Source organism: Amycolatopsis acididurans, assembly GCF_012328925.1.
GTDB lineage: Bacteria > Actinomycetota > Actinomycetes > Mycobacteriales > Pseudonocardiaceae > Amycolatopsis_E > Amycolatopsis_E acididurans.
Genome location: NZ_JAAXLS010000002.1, coordinates 395753 through 410688, shown reverse-complemented (window position 1 = coordinate 410688; position 14936 = coordinate 395753). Strand labels below are relative to the sequence as shown.

12 protein-coding genes are annotated in these 14936 nt (G+C 70.1%); 11 read left to right on the top strand and 1 reads right to left on the bottom strand.

Going from position 1 to position 14936, the window contains the following annotated elements; translation table 11 throughout:
* Positions 1-29 precede the first annotated feature (29 nt).
* On the top strand, positions 30-833 hold the full coding sequence (locus HFP15_RS05400; RefSeq protein WP_168512055.1) for an IclR family transcriptional regulator: 804 nt from the start codon (positions 30-32) through the stop codon (positions 831-833).
* 24 nt (positions 834-857) lie between these two features.
* Here the strand turns inward: HFP15_RS05400 and HFP15_RS05395 are convergent, their stop codons facing one another.
* The gene (locus HFP15_RS05395; protein WP_168512053.1) at positions 858-2249 is read right to left on the bottom strand and encodes an MFS transporter; all 1392 of its coding nucleotides are present in this window, start codon (positions 2247-2249) and stop codon (positions 858-860) included.
* A 281-nt stretch (positions 2250-2530) separates the two neighbouring features.
* Between HFP15_RS05395 and sauS the strand changes: the two genes are divergently transcribed.
* The 10 genes from sauS (at position 2531) to HFP15_RS05345 (ending at position 14923) form a co-directional block, all read left to right on the top strand.
* Positions 2531-3943 (top strand): acylating sulfoacetaldehyde dehydrogenase, encoded by a 1413-nt coding sequence (sauS, locus tag HFP15_RS05390; RefSeq protein ID WP_168512051.1) that lies wholly within the window; start codon positions 2531-2533, stop codon positions 3941-3943.
* Between the two features lie 5 nt (positions 3944-3948).
* A complete protein-coding gene (locus HFP15_RS05385) occupies positions 3949-5115 on the top strand; it encodes a succinate--CoA ligase subunit beta (RefSeq protein ID WP_168512049.1) in 1167 nt (388 codons plus the stop codon).
* Positions 5115-5999 (top strand): succinate--CoA ligase subunit alpha, encoded by an 885-nt coding sequence (locus HFP15_RS05380; protein ID WP_168512047.1) that lies wholly within the window; start codon positions 5115-5117, stop codon positions 5997-5999. Before HFP15_RS05385 ends, HFP15_RS05380 begins: the two co-directional genes overlap by 1 nt.
* Positions 6000-6107: 108 nt before the next feature.
* A complete protein-coding gene (locus tag HFP15_RS05375) occupies positions 6108-7607 on the top strand; it encodes an MFS transporter (RefSeq protein WP_168512045.1) in 1500 nt (499 codons plus the stop codon).
* A complete protein-coding gene (locus HFP15_RS05370; protein ID WP_168512043.1) occupies positions 7600-8082 on the top strand; it encodes an acetyl-CoA carboxylase biotin carboxyl carrier protein in 483 nt (160 codons plus the stop codon). The genes HFP15_RS05375 and HFP15_RS05370 overlap by 8 nt, the downstream gene beginning before the upstream one ends.
* A complete protein-coding gene (locus HFP15_RS05365; protein WP_168512041.1) occupies positions 8079-9572 on the top strand; it encodes a pyruvate carboxylase subunit B in 1494 nt (497 codons plus the stop codon). Before HFP15_RS05370 ends, HFP15_RS05365 begins: the two co-directional genes overlap by 4 nt.
* On the top strand, positions 9569-10903 hold the full coding sequence (locus HFP15_RS05360) for an acetyl-CoA carboxylase biotin carboxylase subunit (protein ID WP_312871472.1): 1335 nt from the start codon (positions 9569-9571) through the stop codon (positions 10901-10903). Before HFP15_RS05365 ends, HFP15_RS05360 begins: the two co-directional genes overlap by 4 nt.
* Positions 10900-11742 carry a 3-oxoadipate:acetyl-CoA acetyltransferase gene (locus HFP15_RS05355; protein ID WP_168512039.1) on the top strand — a complete coding sequence of 281 codons (843 nt, stop codon included), beginning with the start codon at positions 10900-10902 and terminating at the stop codon, positions 11740-11742. Before HFP15_RS05360 ends, HFP15_RS05355 begins: the two co-directional genes overlap by 4 nt.
* A complete protein-coding gene (locus HFP15_RS05350; RefSeq protein ID WP_168512037.1) occupies positions 11739-13358 on the top strand; it encodes an amidase in 1620 nt (539 codons plus the stop codon). The genes HFP15_RS05355 and HFP15_RS05350 overlap by 4 nt, the downstream gene beginning before the upstream one ends.
* Positions 13358-14923 (top strand): 4Fe-4S dicluster domain-containing protein, encoded by a 1566-nt coding sequence (locus HFP15_RS05345; protein ID WP_210716726.1) that lies wholly within the window; start codon positions 13358-13360, stop codon positions 14921-14923. Before HFP15_RS05350 ends, HFP15_RS05345 begins: the two co-directional genes overlap by 1 nt.
* The last annotated feature ends 13 nt before the right edge of the window (positions 14924-14936 follow it).

Genomic DNA, 14936 nt, shown 5'->3' with positions numbered 1-14936 from the left:
GGTCTTCCAACATATGAAGGTGAGGTGTCATGGCAGTCGGCGAACAGGAACCGCCACAGGCGGGCATAACGGGTGCGCAGACCATTTCGCGCGCGTTCGCGGTGTTGCAGGTCTTCCGCGACCACCGCGGGGATCTCGGTGTGGGAGCGGTATCGAAGGAGCTGGGGCTCAATCTCAGCACGACGCATCGCATCGTGCGCGCGCTCGTCGCCGAGGGATATCTCGCGCAGAACACCAACAACGAGCGCTACTACCTGGGCACCGCGAGCCTTCTGCTGGGGCAGGCCGCGTATCGGAACTTCGCCCTCGACGTCGTGACGCCGGCACTGCGGCGGTTGGCGGAGCGGACCGGCGAATCGGTGAATCTGGGCGTGCTCGCCAACGGGAGCGGGGGAGCGGTGGTCGTGGAGCGCATCGAGTCGCAGAACCCGCTGCGGTTCACCCAGCCACCGGGCACCAGGGTGCCGCTGCACGCCTCCGCGATGGGCAAGGCGCTGCTGGCGTTCAACGCCGACACCGAGCGGCGGCTGCTCAAGGGAGTCAAGCGCCTGGAGCGCATCACCCCGAACACCCACGTGTCGCCGAAGGCGCTGCGTTCGGATCTGGAGCGCACGCGCGCCCGCGGCTGGAGCATCGACGACGAGGAATCGCACGCCGCGGTGCGCTGCGTCGGCGCTCCGATCTGGGACAGCGCCGGAGTGGCCAGGGCCGCCATCGCGGTGCAGGCCCCGGCCATCCGCGTCCCGGCTCACCGCTTCGACGAGCTGGGCCCCGAGGTGGCGAGCGCGGCGAAGGAGATCTCCGCCCTGCTGCCACCCGGGCACAGCTTCTGACGGGTGGCCCAGCCACCCGTCAGGTCAGGCCTTCTCGGCGTTCGCCGGCACGTCCCGCACCGGAAGCGTCCGCTCCGGCTTGAGCGCCAGTGACGTGAAGCCGCCGACGGCCAGCAGGCCGGCCGAGACCATGAAGGGCACGACCCAGTTGTGCGTCTGGTCGAGCAGCAGCCCGAATGTCACTGGGGAGACGATCCCCGCGATACCGAATCCGGTGTTCATCAATCCGCCCGCGGTGCCGGCGTGTTCGGGGGCGACATCCATCGGGATGGCCCACAGCACGGCGTTGGTCAGCTCCAGGAAGAAGAACGCCACCGCCAGGCAAATGGTCACGAGCGTCAGCCGGTGCACGAACAGCGTGGGCATGACGAACGCGAACGACCCGAACAGGCCGACCACCAGCACCGTGCGCCGGGCGAACCGCAGGTTGCCCGTCCGTCGCAGCAGCCAGTCCGACAACAGGCCGCCGGCCGAGTCGCCGACCACCCCTGCCAGCAGCACCAGTGTGGTGAACAGCGCGAATTTGCTCAGCCGCAGGTGGTAGGCGCCGGCGAAGAACGACGGGATCCAGGTCAGATACACCCAGAGCATCCAGCCGTAGGTGAAGTCGACGAACGTCACGGGCAGGATGCGGCGCAGCAGCGGCAGCCACGGCACCGGCGGCCGCTTGTCCGCCCGTTGCCGCACGGTCAGCTCGCTCAATTCGGCGTCGGTCATGCGCGGGTGGTCCGCCGGCCGGTCCCGGTAGCTCCGCAGCCACACCAGGCCCCACAGCAGGCTGACGGCGCCGAGGAACCAGAACGACACGCGCCAGTTCGACGCGGCGATGATCGCCGCGACCGCGACCGGCGCGATGGCGTTGCCGATCCGGGAGAAGGAGTGCACCACACCCTGGCCGAACCCGCGCTGGTCGGCGGGTAGCCAGCGCGACATCGCGTGGGTCGCGCCCGGGAACGCGGCACCCTCGCCGAAGCCGAGCGCCAGGCGCGCGGCGAACAGGGTCACCAGGCCGGTCGCGAAGCCGGTGCCCACCGTGGCCAGCGCCCAGACCACGCCGACGATGGTCAGCAGCTTGCGGGGTCCGAAGCGATCGGCGAGCCAGCCCCCGAATATCTGGAAGAAGGCGTACGGGATCGCGAACGCCGAGAGCACCAGACCCAGTTGCGTATTCGACAGGTGCAACTCGGAGCGGATGAACGGGGCCGCGGTGGAGATGTTCACCCGGTCCACGTAAGTCATGAAGTACATCAGGCACAGCAGGAGCAGGATCCAGCCGCGCACGCGGCCACGGTAGGCGCGCCAGAGCCCGGTGTTCGGGGCGGCGCGCGCGGACGTGCCTTGCCTGGCCGGCTCGGCCGCGCTGGCGGGCGAGGAGGGGCTGGATCTGGTGATCGGGGCTCGGTCTGACGAAGACATCGTGGGACTACACCACCTTTGCCGCTGGTCGCCCGTGCGATCGAGGGCCAGCGGGGATATTCCAATTTGTGGGAGCTGATTCCACGAACGCTAGGAGGCCGCTTCTGCTGTGTCAACAATCACAGGTCCGTCAGGCGCCCGCGGGGTGTCCGGCAAGCCTGAGACGTTGACTTCGCCGAACGGCACGCCGTACCTTCGTGAGATAAGTTGCCAATATATGGAAGGCGCCGTTCTGGAGTCCTGGGGGAAGAAGCGCTGACGTCCGGCAGGAAAGGGACGCCATGACCACCACTCTCACCGCGGGCACCACCGACACCATCACCGAGCTGGTGGAGCGGGCACGGGCCGCGCAGGAGGAGTTCTCCCACTACCCCCAGCAACGAGTCGATGACGTGGTGACAGCTGCCGCGTGGGCGATCTACAACCACGACCGGGCCCAGGCTCTGGCCGAGATCTCGGTCCGGGACACCGGCTTGGGCAACGTCGCGGACAAGGTCGGCAAGAACCAGCGCAAAACCCTTGGCACGCTGTCCGACCTCGCGGGCGCGAAGTCGGTCGGGATACTCCGCGACGACCCGGAGACCGGCATCACCGAGTACGCGAAGCCGGTGGGCGTGGTCGCCGCGGTCTGCCCGTCCACCAATCCCGCCGCCACTCCGGCGAACAACACGATGATGGCGCTCAAGGGCGCCAACGCGGTGATCATCTCACCGTCGCCCAAGGGTGCGTCGACCTGTGGACTGCTCGTCGACTACATCCATGCCGAGCTCGACGCGGTAGGCGCGCCCCGCGACCTCGTGCAGTACCTGCCGCGGCCCACGAAGGAGCTCACCAGCGAGCTGATGCGCCAGGCCGACCTCGTTGTCGTGACCGGCTCCCAGCGCAACGTGCGGCAGGCCTACTCCAGCGGCACCCCGGCCATCGGGGTGGGCGCGGGGAACGCGCCGGTCATCGTCGACGCCGACGCCGACCTCGACGACGCGGCGGCCAAGATCAAGCTGAGCAAGACCTTCGACTACGCGACGAGCTGCTCCTCGGAGAACTCCCTACACGTCCACGCGAGCGTCTACGACGACATGATGCGCGCGCTGCAGAAGCAGGGTGGCTACCTGCTCACCGCGCAGGAGAAGGCGCGGCTGCGCGATGTCATGTGGCAGCACGGCAAGCTGAACCAGGCCGTGGTCGCGCAAGCCCCGGACCGGATCGCGGCGCTGGCCGGGCTCGACTCGCGCGAGGCGCGCGCCGCGGAGTTCTTCCTGGTCGAGGACGACGAGGTCGGGCCGGACCACCCGTTCAGCGGAGAGAAGCTGTCCGTCGTGCTCACCGTGTACCGGTTCCACGATCTCGAACAGGCTCTCGAGCGGATCCAGCGTCTGCTCGACTACCAGGGCGCGGGGCACTCCTGCGGGATCCACACCCGTACCGAGGCCCACGCGCGGCTGGCCGCCGACCGCCTGCGGGTGGCCAGGGTGCTGGTCAACCAGGCGCACTGCTTCGGCACCGGGGGAGCGTTCGACAACGGACTCGGCTTCACACTCACCATGGGTGCCGGCACGTGGGCGGGCAACAGCATCAGCGACAACCTCTCCTACCGCCACTTCCTCAACATCACCCGGCTCGCACGGCCCATCCCGCCGCGGATACCGGCCGAGCGCGAGCTGTTCGGCCGCTACCTCGACACCTACGGGCGGTGACAGCTGTGAAACTGTTGGAATACCAGGGAAAGCGGCTGCTCGCGGAGGTGGGCGTGCCGGTTCCACGCGGCCGGGTGGTCACGACTCCGGACGGCGCGCGTGACGCCGCCGCCGCGCTCGTCGGCCCGGTCGCACTGAAAAGCCAGGTGCCCTCCGGCAAGCGTGGGAAGTCTGGCGGGATCCGGTTCGCGGACGACCCTCGGGGCGCGTGGCAGGAGGCGAACGATCTGCTGGGCGGAACGGTCGGCGGTGCGACCGTGACCAGTCTGCTGGTGGAAACGGGGGTGGCCATCCGGTCCGAGCTCTACGCCGCCGTGCTCAACGACCCCGCCACGAAGGGACCGCTCGTGCTGCTGTCGGCCTCCGGCGGTATGGACATCGAAGAGATCGGCGCTCGCGATCCGGACTCGATCGCGCGGATCGCGGTGGACATCCGCGCCGGCCTGACCGAGCCACAAGCCCACGCTGCGGTGGATCGCCTCGGCCTGCCCGAGCGGGCCGGCAAGCAGGTGGTCGCCACCCTGCTGGCGATGTACCGGCTGTACCGGGGCCTCGACGCGGAGCTCGTCGAGATCAATCCGCTCGCCGTCACCGCTGGGTCCGACGTGCTCGCACTGGACAGCAAGATCTCGCTCGACCCCGGCGGACTGGGCAGGCACCACGAACTGCTCGCGGAGATCCTGCGCGGCGGTATCGAAACGGGGACCGAGCTGGAGCGCCGGGGACGCGCTCTCGGCCTGGCCTACCTGGAACTGGACGGTGAGGTGGGCGTCCTCGCCAACGGGGCCGGTCTGACGATGACCACGCTGGACGCGGTGACGCACTACGGTGGTCGGCCGGCGAACTTCCTGGAGATCGGCGGGGACGCCTACACCAAGGCCACGCCCGCGCTGCGCCTGGTACTCGACAACCCGCGCGTGCGCAGCGTCGTGGTGAACTTCTGCGGTGCCTTCGCGCGCACGGACGTGATGACCGAAGGCGTGCTGGCCGCGATCGAGGAGCTGGCACCCTCGGTCCCGATCTTCTTCTCGATCCACGGCACCGGCGAGGACAAGGCCATCCGCCTGGTACACGAACGCCTCGGCGTCGCGCCGTTCGACGTGATGGACGACGCGGTCCGCGCGGCGGTGACGGCCGCCGCGGTGGACGGCACGAGGGCGGTGCGGCGCTGATGCTGATCTCCGCGAAGGACAACGTCGTCGTCCAGGGCCTGACCGGCAGGCAGGGTTCGTTCTGGGCCGCCAAGATGGCCGAATGCGGCACCCGCATCGTCGCGGGCGCCAGCCCCGGTAAGGGCGGGGCCGACGTCAACGGGATACCCGTGTACGACACCGTGTGCGAAGCCACGCGGCACCATCCGGTGGACGTCAGCGTCATGTTCGTGCCGCCACTGGGCGTCCGCTCGGCCGCCGCCGACGCGCTCGCGGCCGGCGTCGGCAAGGTCGTGCTCCTCACCGAGCACGTGCCCTACCAGGACGTCATGCGAGTGCTCGCCGACGCCCGCGACGCCGGCGCACAGGTACTCGGACCCAACACGGCGGGGCTCGTCGTGCCCGGTGTCGCCTCGGTGGGCATCATGCCGGGCTTCGCCGGCCACATCTTCCGGCCGGGTTCGATCGGGGTCATCTCGCGCAGCGGCAGTCTCGGCACGCTCGTGTCGCTCAACCTGGTGCGTGACGGGTACGGCCAGTCGGCGTTCATCGGGATCGGCGGCGACCCGATCCTGGGAACCACCGCTGTCGACGCGGTGCGCGAACTCGACCGGCATGAGGGCACCGATGCCGTCGTCCTCGTCGGCGAGATCGGCGGTTCGATGGAGGAGGAGGCGGCCGCCCACATCGCCACGATGGACAAGCCGGTGGTCGCGTTCATCGCCGGTCGCAGTGCGCCGCCGGAGCGGCGCATGGGCCACGCCGGCGCGATCGTCAGCGGTGGACGAGGCAGTGGTCGGTCCAAAGTGGATTCGCTGACCGCGGCCGGTGCGACCGTGGTCGAGTTGCCGAGCCAGATCGGCGAGGCGCTGCGCTCGCACGGCGTCGAACCAGATCGTCACTGAGTCCACAAAGGACAACGGACCGTCGGCTTGACGGTGCTCCGCTGGCCGAGCAAACTTAACACATAGTTCCATAAAATGGAATCACGGCATCCAGTGTCGGAGGCCACCATGAACAGTCAGCCCCATGCTTACGAAGACTCGTACGACCAGGTTCGTACCGACGCCAACCTGCTGACCAGATTCGATCGCCTCCCGGTCACGCGGTCGGTCGTGATCGCGATCGTGCTGCTGGCCCTGGTGTGGCTGGTGGAATCCTTCGACATCGGGATCGTGAGCACGCTCGTGCTGGTGCTCAAACCGCACTGGCATCTGGCGTCGTCGGACACCGGCCTGCTCGGCGCCTCCGCCACGATCGGGCTCGTGCTCGGCATCTTTCCCGCCGGACGACTCGCCGACCGCTTCGGCCGCAAGCGGGTGCTGATCGCCGGGGTGACCGTGTTCTCGGTGTTCACCCTGGCCTCGGCGCTCGTGACCAGCCTCTGGCCGCTGTTCGTGCTGCGGGTCATCGCGGGCTTCGGTGAGGGAGCGGTGTTCCCCCTGCCGTACACGATCCTGTCCGAGATGGTGAACAAGCGCGGCCGGGGCCACCTGATGGGCTGGACGAACGGCGTGCTCAACGCCGGCTACACGCTGCCCGCGCTCGCCGGCTTCTGGACCACGTCGGCGTTCGGCTGGAACCTCGCCTGGCGCGTGCCGCTGCTCATCGGCGGCGGATTCATCATCCTGGTGCCATTCCTGATCAAATGGCTGCCGGAGACGCCGCGGTATCTGCTCAAGCGTGCGGAGGCCGGTGGCGGTCAGGCCGACCGCGACCGTGTGCGCTCCTGGGTGCGCACACTCGAACGCGAGGCCGGCCTTCCGCACGACGAGACCATCATCGACGCCGAGGCGTATGAGGTGCTGCGCTCCACCCGCAAACGTGACGTCCGGATCCGGACCATCCTCAAACCGCCCTACCTCGGGCGCAGCGTCGTCGCCTGGTGCACCATGTGCTCGTCGTTCGTGCTCTGGTACACCTTCCTCACCTACTCGCCCACCATTCTGGGCGGGATCGGGGTGAAAGGCAGCCAGGCCCTGCTCTACACCGCCATCATGATGCTGATCTCCGGTGTCGGCACGCTGGCCCAGGGCATCGGCGGCGACCGCTGGGGCCGGCGGCCGGTGTTCGCGACCTACATCGTGCTCGGCGCACTCGGCATGGTCGGCCTGTCCTTCCGCAGCCTCATCGGGACCAGCGGCGTGATCGCCGCCGGAATCGTGATCGCGTGGTTCGGGCTCGGCAGCTTCGCCCTGTGCAAGATCTACACGGCGGAGCAGTACCCGACCCGGTTGCGCGGACTCGGGACCTCGACCGCCGAGATGATCACCCGCGCGCTCACCGGTGGCGTGCTCATCTACTTCCTGCCCGGCCTGTTCGCCCGGTGGGGCCCGCCGTCGGTGTTCACCGCCTGCGCGATCGCGATGGTGCTGCTGCTCATTCCGATCGTGTTCTTCGGGCACGAGACCCGAGGCCAGAACATGGAGGTGCTCGGCACCCCGCTCGCCGGGCGTGCCGGACCGGGACCGGAGCACGAGACGGTCACCAGGGAGGAAGCGCGGCATGAATGAGCTGTCCTTCAGCGAGGTCGGTGAGATCGTGGGCCTGATCGGGCGGCTCGACTGCGACACGTTCGAGCTCGAGCACGGCGACCTGAAGATCTCTTTGCGCCGCGATGGCGCCGAACCCGCGGTATCGCCACCGCCACCGGTCGCCGAGGCGCCGCCCCCGGCTCCGGAGAGCGCCGTCACGGAGGCACCGGCGGCGGACGACACCTCCGGCTCGTGGGTCGCGGTCACCGCACCCATGGTCGGCACCTTCTACCGGCGGCGGTCACCGGAGGAGCCACCGCTGGCCGAAATCGGCGATCGGGTCGAGGCGGGGCAGGCGGTCGGCCTGATCGAGGTGATGAAACTGTTCACCGAGCTGACCGCCGATTCGGCGGGCACGGTCGTGCGCGTCGACGCCGACGACGCGACTCTGGTCGAGTACGGCCAGGCCCTGGTGTGGCTCGACCCCGGGGCCGGTGCGGAGGCCGGGCAATGACGGGCCGCCGCATCGGATTCGTCGACGTCACCACCCGCGACGGTCACCAGTCACTGTGGGCGACACGGATGACCAACGCGATGATCCTGCCGTTCGCGTCACGCATGGACGAGATGGGTTTCGACTGGATCAACCTCGAGGGCGGCGCGGTGTTCGACGTGTGCGTCCGCTACCTGCACGAGGATCCGTGGGAACGGATGCGGCTCGTGGCCGAGCGCGTCCGGCGCACCCCGGTCGACATCATGACGCGCGGGCAGAGCCTGTTCACCTTCCGCTTCTTCGCCGACGACGTGGTCGCGCTGGCGCTGCAACGCATCCGGGCCAACGGGATGCGGCGCGTCACCATCTACGACGCGCTCAACGACATCCGCAACCTCGAACTGTCGGTGCGGACCGCCCGGCGCGAGGGGCTGTATGTCTGCGCAGGCCTCGTCTACACGGTCTCACCGGTGCACACCGACGAGTACTACACAGGCATCGCGCGCGAACTGGTGGCACAGGGCGTCGACTCGGTGTTCCTCAAGGATCCCTCCGGGCTGCTCACACCCGACCGGGTGCGCACCCTCATCCCGGCGGTGAAGTCGGTGCTGGGCGACGTGCCGCTGGAGCTGCACTCGCACTCCCTGTCCGGGCTCGCCGAGCAGTGCTACCTCGAGGCGGTCCCGCTCGGGGTCGACGTCATCCATACCGCGTCGGGACCGCTGGCCAGCGGCGCGTCGCTGCCACCCACCGAGTACTGCGTGCAACACCTCACGCGGGAGGGGTTCCGCACCGACCTGCGCCTCGACGACCTGGCCGAGATGGCCGACTACTTCCGCGGCGTGGCGTACCGGCACGGCTTTCCCCTCGGCGCGCCACGCCGGTACGACCCGGCGCTCTACCGGCATCAGGTGCCCGGCGGCATGATCTCCAACCTGCGCTCCGATCTGGCACGGATGAACATGAGCCAAGCCGAGGACGCGATCCTCGAGGAGGCCGAACAGGTCCGCGTCGATCTCGGATACCCGATCATGGTGAGCCCGTTCGCCCAGTTCGTCGTGACCCAGGCAATGCTCAACGTCACCCAGGGCGAGCGGTACCGGACGATCCCGGACGAGATCCGCAAGTACGTGCTCGGACACTACGGGCGCATCGCGGGCACGGTCCTGCCCAAGATCGTCGACCGGGTGCTCGACGAGGCGCCGCCCGGCACACAGCTCTATGGCGGACGTGCCGGGGAGATCATCCCTCCGGCGTTGCCGGCGCTGCGCGAGCAACGGGGTCCGTTCGATTCCGACGACGATCTGCTGCTCGCCGCGTTCTACAGCGATACCGAGCTTGCTCCGTTGCGCGCGGCTCGTTCCCGGCGGCTCCCGGCGGAGCTGCCGCCCTCTGCCACGAGCCCGGTCAAGGAGCTGCTGCGGGCGCTGGGCCAACGCCAGGACCTCAGCCGGATCGGCATCGAAAGGCCGGGCTTCCGGCTGCACGTCACGCGCAGGGCGCGACCGTGATCCGGCGGTTGCTGGTCGCCAACCGGGGCGAGATCGCGGTGCGGATCATCCGCGCGGCACGGGATCTCGGCATCGAGACCGTGGCCGTTTACTCGGCCGCCGATCGCGGTGCCCGGCACACCACGCTGGCCGACCGTGCGGTCTGCATCGGGCCGCCCCCGGCGCCCGCCAGCTATCTGCGCCACGATCTGCTGCTGCAGGTGGCCGAGGCCACCGGCTGCGACGCGGTCCACCCCGGCTACGGATTCCTGTCGGAGGACGCCTCGTTCGCGGCCGGCGTCGCCGACCACGGTCTCACGTTCGTCGGGCCGCCCGCACGCGCGATCGAGCAGATGGGCGACAAGGCGATCGCCCGCAAGGTCGTCGCGGGCGCCGACGTGCCGGTGGTGCCCGGATCGGACGGCGTGGTCGCCGACGTCGGTGAGGCGCTGCGGTTCGCCGCCGACGCCGGATACCCGGTGCTGCTCAAGGCGCGCTCGGGCGGCGGTGGCCGCGGCATGCGGGTGGCCAAGGATGCCGCCGAACTCGAGCGCAGTTTCCCGCTGTCGCGGCAGGAGGCCGGCGCCACGTTCGGCGACGACGGGGTCTACGTCGAGCGCTACCTGCCCCGCGTGCGGCACGTGGAGGTCCAGGTGCTCGCCGATCACCACGGCCGGGTCGGGCAGCTCGGCGAACGCGACTGCTCGCTGCAACGACGGCACCAGAAGCTGCTCGAGGAGGCGCCCTCGCCCGCCCTCGACGACCGGCAGCGCGAGGAGTTGTGCGCGGCCGCGGTCCGGGCCGCCCGCGCCGTCGGCTACGCCAGCGCGGGCACCGTGGAATTCCTGCTCGACCTCGACTCCGCCCGGTTCTTCTTCATCGAGATGAACACCCGCATCCAGGTGGAGCACCCGGTCACCGAGATGCTGACCGGGGTGGACCTGGTCGCCTGGCAGCTACGCATCGCCGCCGGCGAGCCACTGACGCTGGATCGCGTGCCCGCGCGCGGGCACGCGATCGAGTTCCGCATCAACGCCGAGGACTGGACGCAGGGCTTCCGGCCCAGCCCCGGCACGCTGTCGGCCTTCCAGCCCCCTGCCGGGCCGGGCGTCCGCGTGGACACCCACAGCTTCGCGGGGGCAACGGTGCCGCCGCACTACGACTCGCTCCTGGCGAAGCTGATCGTGCACGGCGCCGACCGGGACGAGGCGCTGCGCCGTTCGCGGCGTGCACTGGACGAGTTCCACGTCGCCGGTGTGGCCAGCACGGTCGGGTTGCACCGCTGGCTGCTCGAGCAGTCCGAGGTGGCCGACGGGACCTACACCACGAGTTATCTGACGGAGCGAACATGAGCGAGCCCGCGATCATCACCGTCGCCATCACCGGCGCCGTCCCGACCACGAAGGACAACGCGGCCGTGCCCGTGACGCCCGAGCAGCAGGTCGCCTCCGCGGTCGAGGCGTTCCGCGCCGGGGCGACCGTATGCCATGTGCACGTGCGTGACGAGCACGAACGGCCCAGCTCGGACCCGCAACGTTACGAAGCGGTCCGGGCGGGCATTCAGCGTGAGTGCCCGGAGATGGTGGTGCAGTTCTCCACCGGCGCGCGCGGCCGGTCGATCGAGGAGCGTTTCGCCTGCCTGGAGTTGCGGCCGGAGATGGCCTCGTTCGCGACCGGCTCGGTGAACTTCCCCAACCAGATCTACGAGAATCCGCCCGCCGTGGTCGAGGACATCGCCCCCCGGTTCGTGGCGCTCGGCATCCGTCCCGAGATCGAGGTGTTCGACCTGGCGATGCTGTACAAGGCCGCGGACCTGGTGCACCGCGAACAGCTCGCACCCGCGCCGCACGTACAGCTGGTGATGGGAATCAAGAACGCCCTGCCACCGCGGGAGTCGCTCGTCGAGTTCTTCGCCGCCGAGGTGGCCGAGCTCATCCCCGGCGCGACGTGGGGTTGCATGGCGACCGGCCGCTTCCAGCTCGCGGCGAACCGGTGGGCGCTCGCCCGTGGCGGGCACGTCCGCACCGGCCTCGAGGACAACCTCTACTACGACAAGGGCCGCCTGGCCGCATCCAATGCCGAGCTCGTGGCCCGCGCCGCCGGGCTGTGTGCCGAGTACGGCCGCCACCCCGCGTCGCCCGCCGAGACCCGCCGCCTGCTCCACGTCAGCACAGTCGGGGCACTGTCGTGAGTGGACGGTTGCGGGTGAACCGGCGGGTGATGGCGCAGATGGCCCCGGACGCCGATCCCGCCCTGCTGGACGCCACGGACCAGCTTGCGGCCCCGTTGCGGGCGGCGCTGGCGAAGGTGGATCTCGCCGCCCTCGACACGCACGACCCGGCGGTGGCGTTCCGCCCGGCGGCTGCGCGCCACGCCCTGCCGTCGGTCCATCCGCTCCCGCCGGCGCCGGTACCGGCCACCCCGTCGAGCCGCGACGACGTGCCGTGGCTGCCCGCGGCCGACGTGGCGGCGCTGGTGCGGACGCGGCGGCTGGACCCGGCCGAGGTCGTAGCCGCGTACGCGGACCGGATCGAACGCCTGCAGCCGATCCTCAACGCGTTCCTGACGGTCACCCTCAGCTCGCCCGGCCGCCTTCCCGCGTGCGGGCGGCTGGCCGGAGTGCCGGTGGGACTCAAGGACATGATCGACACCGCCGGCGTGCCGACGACCTGTGGCTCTCGGCTGTTCACCGGTCGCGTGCCCAGTCGCGACGCGCGGGTGTGGCAGCGGCTGCGACGAGCCGGCGCGATCCTCGGCGGAAAGCTGAACACCCAGGAGTTCGCCGCGGGAGTCACTTCCGACAACGACACGTTCGGCCCGGTGCGCAACCCGTGGGACACCTCTCGGATCGCAGGCGGATCCAGCGGCGGCTCGGCCGCGGCGGTCGCGACGGCCCTGGTGGCGGTGGGAGTGGGGACCGACACCGGGGGCTCGGTGCGGGTACCGGCCGCGTGCTGCGGCGTCGTCGGGATCAAACCGACCTTCGGCCTGCTGCCGATGACGGGCGTCTACCCGCTGTCATGGAGCCTCGATCACGTCGGGGTTCTTGCGCGCACCGTGCGCGACGCGGCGCTGACCCTGGCGACGGCCGGCGTGCCGAGATGCGAGCTCGCCGCCCGCTCGGGCGCGGTCCGCGGTCCTGGCACGCTGCGGATCGGGGTACCGCGTGCGTGGCTGGCCGGAATCGAGCCCGCGGTCGCGCGCTGTTTCGAGACCGCGCTGACCACCCTGGAGGGCGCCGGGGCGCGGCTCGTGGAGGTCGAACTGCCCGATCCGGACCTGCTGGTCGCGATCAACCGGGTGATCGCGTACGCCGAGGGTTCCGCCCAGCACGAACGGTTCCTGTGCGGCGAGGCCCCCTACGGGGCGGCCGTGCGGCCGAGGCTGGAAGCCGGACGGTACGTGCTCGCCGGTGATTATCTGACGGCGCAACGGCTTCGCGCCGCCGCGGTCGAAACGTTCACCGCGGTGTCGGCGGGCGTGGACGTCCTCGCCACGCCGTCGCTGCCGTGCACCGCACCCGCGCTCGGTGACACCGAGGTGGACCTGGGCGGCGGCCGGGAGCCCGTGGGCACGGCGCTGGTGCGTTTCACCGCGCCGTTCAACCTCACCGGCATGCCCGCCGTGTCTCTGCCGTGCGGTTATGGTGACGTGGGCCTGCCGGCCGGGCTACAATTAGTGGCTCCGGCAGGGCAGGATGCGTTGCTCTGCTTCGCAGCGGCCGCCTACGAGGCGATCGCACCGGGTACCCAGAGGCCACCGGTTTCCGCATCAGCGGCGGCGGTCCGTAGGGGGGTGTACGCGTGATGAGCGATCCCGAGCGTGGCGGCGACGCCGACCTTCTGTCCACTATGGATGGTCCGGACGGTCCCCGGCGCTGGCTCAAGGTACTCGACCAGACGAAATGCATCGGTTGTCACGCTTGCACGACCGCGTGCAAGTCGGAGAACGACGTGCCGCTGTCGGTCACCCGGACCTTCGTCAAGAGCGTCGACGTGGGCCGCTTCCCGGAGGCCCGGCGTGCCTTCCAGGTCACACGGTGCAACCAGTGCGCCGACGCACCGTGTGTCGCCGCGTGCCCGACCGCGGCGATGCACACCCGTCCGGACGGCATCGTCGACTTCGACAAGGACCTGTGCATCGGATGCAAGGCCTGCATGGCGGCCTGTCCCTACGACGCGATCTTCATCAATCCCGACGATCACGCCGCGGAGAAGTGCAACATGTGCGCGCACAGGCTGGACATCGGCCTGGAACCGGCGTGTGTCACGGTGTGCCCCACGCAGGCGATCATCGTCGGCGACGCCGAGGATCCGGAATCCGAGGCGGCCCGGATCGTCGCACGGCAACCCGTCTCGGTGCGAAGACCCGAGAAAGGCACCCGGCCCCAGGTCTTCTACCGCGGCGCCACACAGTCCACGTTGGACCCGCTGGGCGCGGACCGGCCCGCCGGTGACACCTATGCGTGGAGCGAGATTCCACGGCAGCCGGGCGAGTACGCGAGCGGCCATCCCGGCGCTTCGAACAGCAGTGCCGCCGCGTTGCTGTCCTACGACGTGGCGCACGGCGTGCCGTGGGACTGGCGGGTGGCGCTGTACACGTGGACCAAGAGCATCGCCGCGGGCGCGTACCTGACGGCGCTGTTGCTGGCCCTGCTGGGCCGGTTGTCGTGGACGGGCGTGGTGTTCGGCTGGGTCGTGCCGGTGCTCGCGGCGGTAGCGTTGGCGGCCACGGTGGTGATCCTGATCTGGGATCTGGAGCATCCGGAGCGGTTCTACTACGTGCTCACCAAACCGCAGTGGCGCAGCTGGCTGGTGCGTGGCGGTGTGATCATCACGCTGTACGCCGCCGTGCTCGCCGTGCACCTGCTCGGGAGCCTGCTCGGTTCGGCCGGGCTGAGGCAGGCGGTCGCGGTGGCCGGAGGACCGGTCGCGGTCGCGACGGCCGTCTACACGGCCTATCTCTTCGCCCAGGCCACGGCGCGGGACATGTGGCAGAACCCGTTGCTACCGCCACATCTGCTGGTGCAGGCGATGGTCGCCGGGGCGGCCGCGCTGCTGCCGATCGCGGCGTGGTGGACCGGTGGGCCGGTGGTGGCGCTGGCCTGGGTGCTGGCGGTCGCCGCGGCGGTGCACGTCCTGCTGGTGTTCGGGGAGATCACGCTGGCTCACCCGAGCGCACACGCGCGGCTGGCGATGCACGAAATGCTCACCGGCAGGTGGCGGGCCTACTTCTGGGCCGGACTCCCGTTGGTCGCCGTCGGGGTCGCGGCACCCCTGGCGGGCGCCTGGGTCGCGATACCCGCGCTGCTCGGTCTGCTCGCGCACGAACACGCCTACGTCCAGGCCGGCCAGTCGGTCCCCCTGGCCTAGAGAATTCGGGAGG

Excerpts from the sequence above, each read along its gene's own strand:
- HFP15_RS05400 (WP_168512055.1), top strand. The coding sequence starts at position 30 with ATGGCAGTCGGCGAACAGGAACCGCCACAGGCGGGCATAACGGGTGCG.
- HFP15_RS05395 (WP_168512053.1), bottom strand. The coding sequence starts at position 2,249 with ATGTCTTCGTCAGACCGAGCCCCGATCACCAGATCCAGCCCCTCCTCG.
- sauS (WP_168512051.1), top strand. The coding sequence starts at position 2,531 with ATGACCACCACTCTCACCGCGGGCACCACCGACACCATCACCGAGCTG.
- HFP15_RS05380 (WP_168512047.1), top strand. The coding sequence starts at position 5,115 with ATGCTGATCTCCGCGAAGGACAACGTCGTCGTCCAGGGCCTGACCGGC.
- HFP15_RS05375 (WP_168512045.1), top strand. The coding sequence starts at position 6,108 with ATGAACAGTCAGCCCCATGCTTACGAAGACTCGTACGACCAGGTTCGT.
- HFP15_RS05370 (WP_168512043.1), top strand. The coding sequence starts at position 7,600 with ATGAATGAGCTGTCCTTCAGCGAGGTCGGTGAGATCGTGGGCCTGATC.
- HFP15_RS05365 (WP_168512041.1), top strand. The coding sequence starts at position 8,079 with ATGACGGGCCGCCGCATCGGATTCGTCGACGTCACCACCCGCGACGGT.
- HFP15_RS05355 (WP_168512039.1), top strand. The coding sequence starts at position 10,900 with ATGAGCGAGCCCGCGATCATCACCGTCGCCATCACCGGCGCCGTCCCG.
- HFP15_RS05345 (WP_210716726.1), top strand. The coding sequence starts at position 13,358 with ATGAGCGATCCCGAGCGTGGCGGCGACGCCGACCTTCTGTCCACTATG.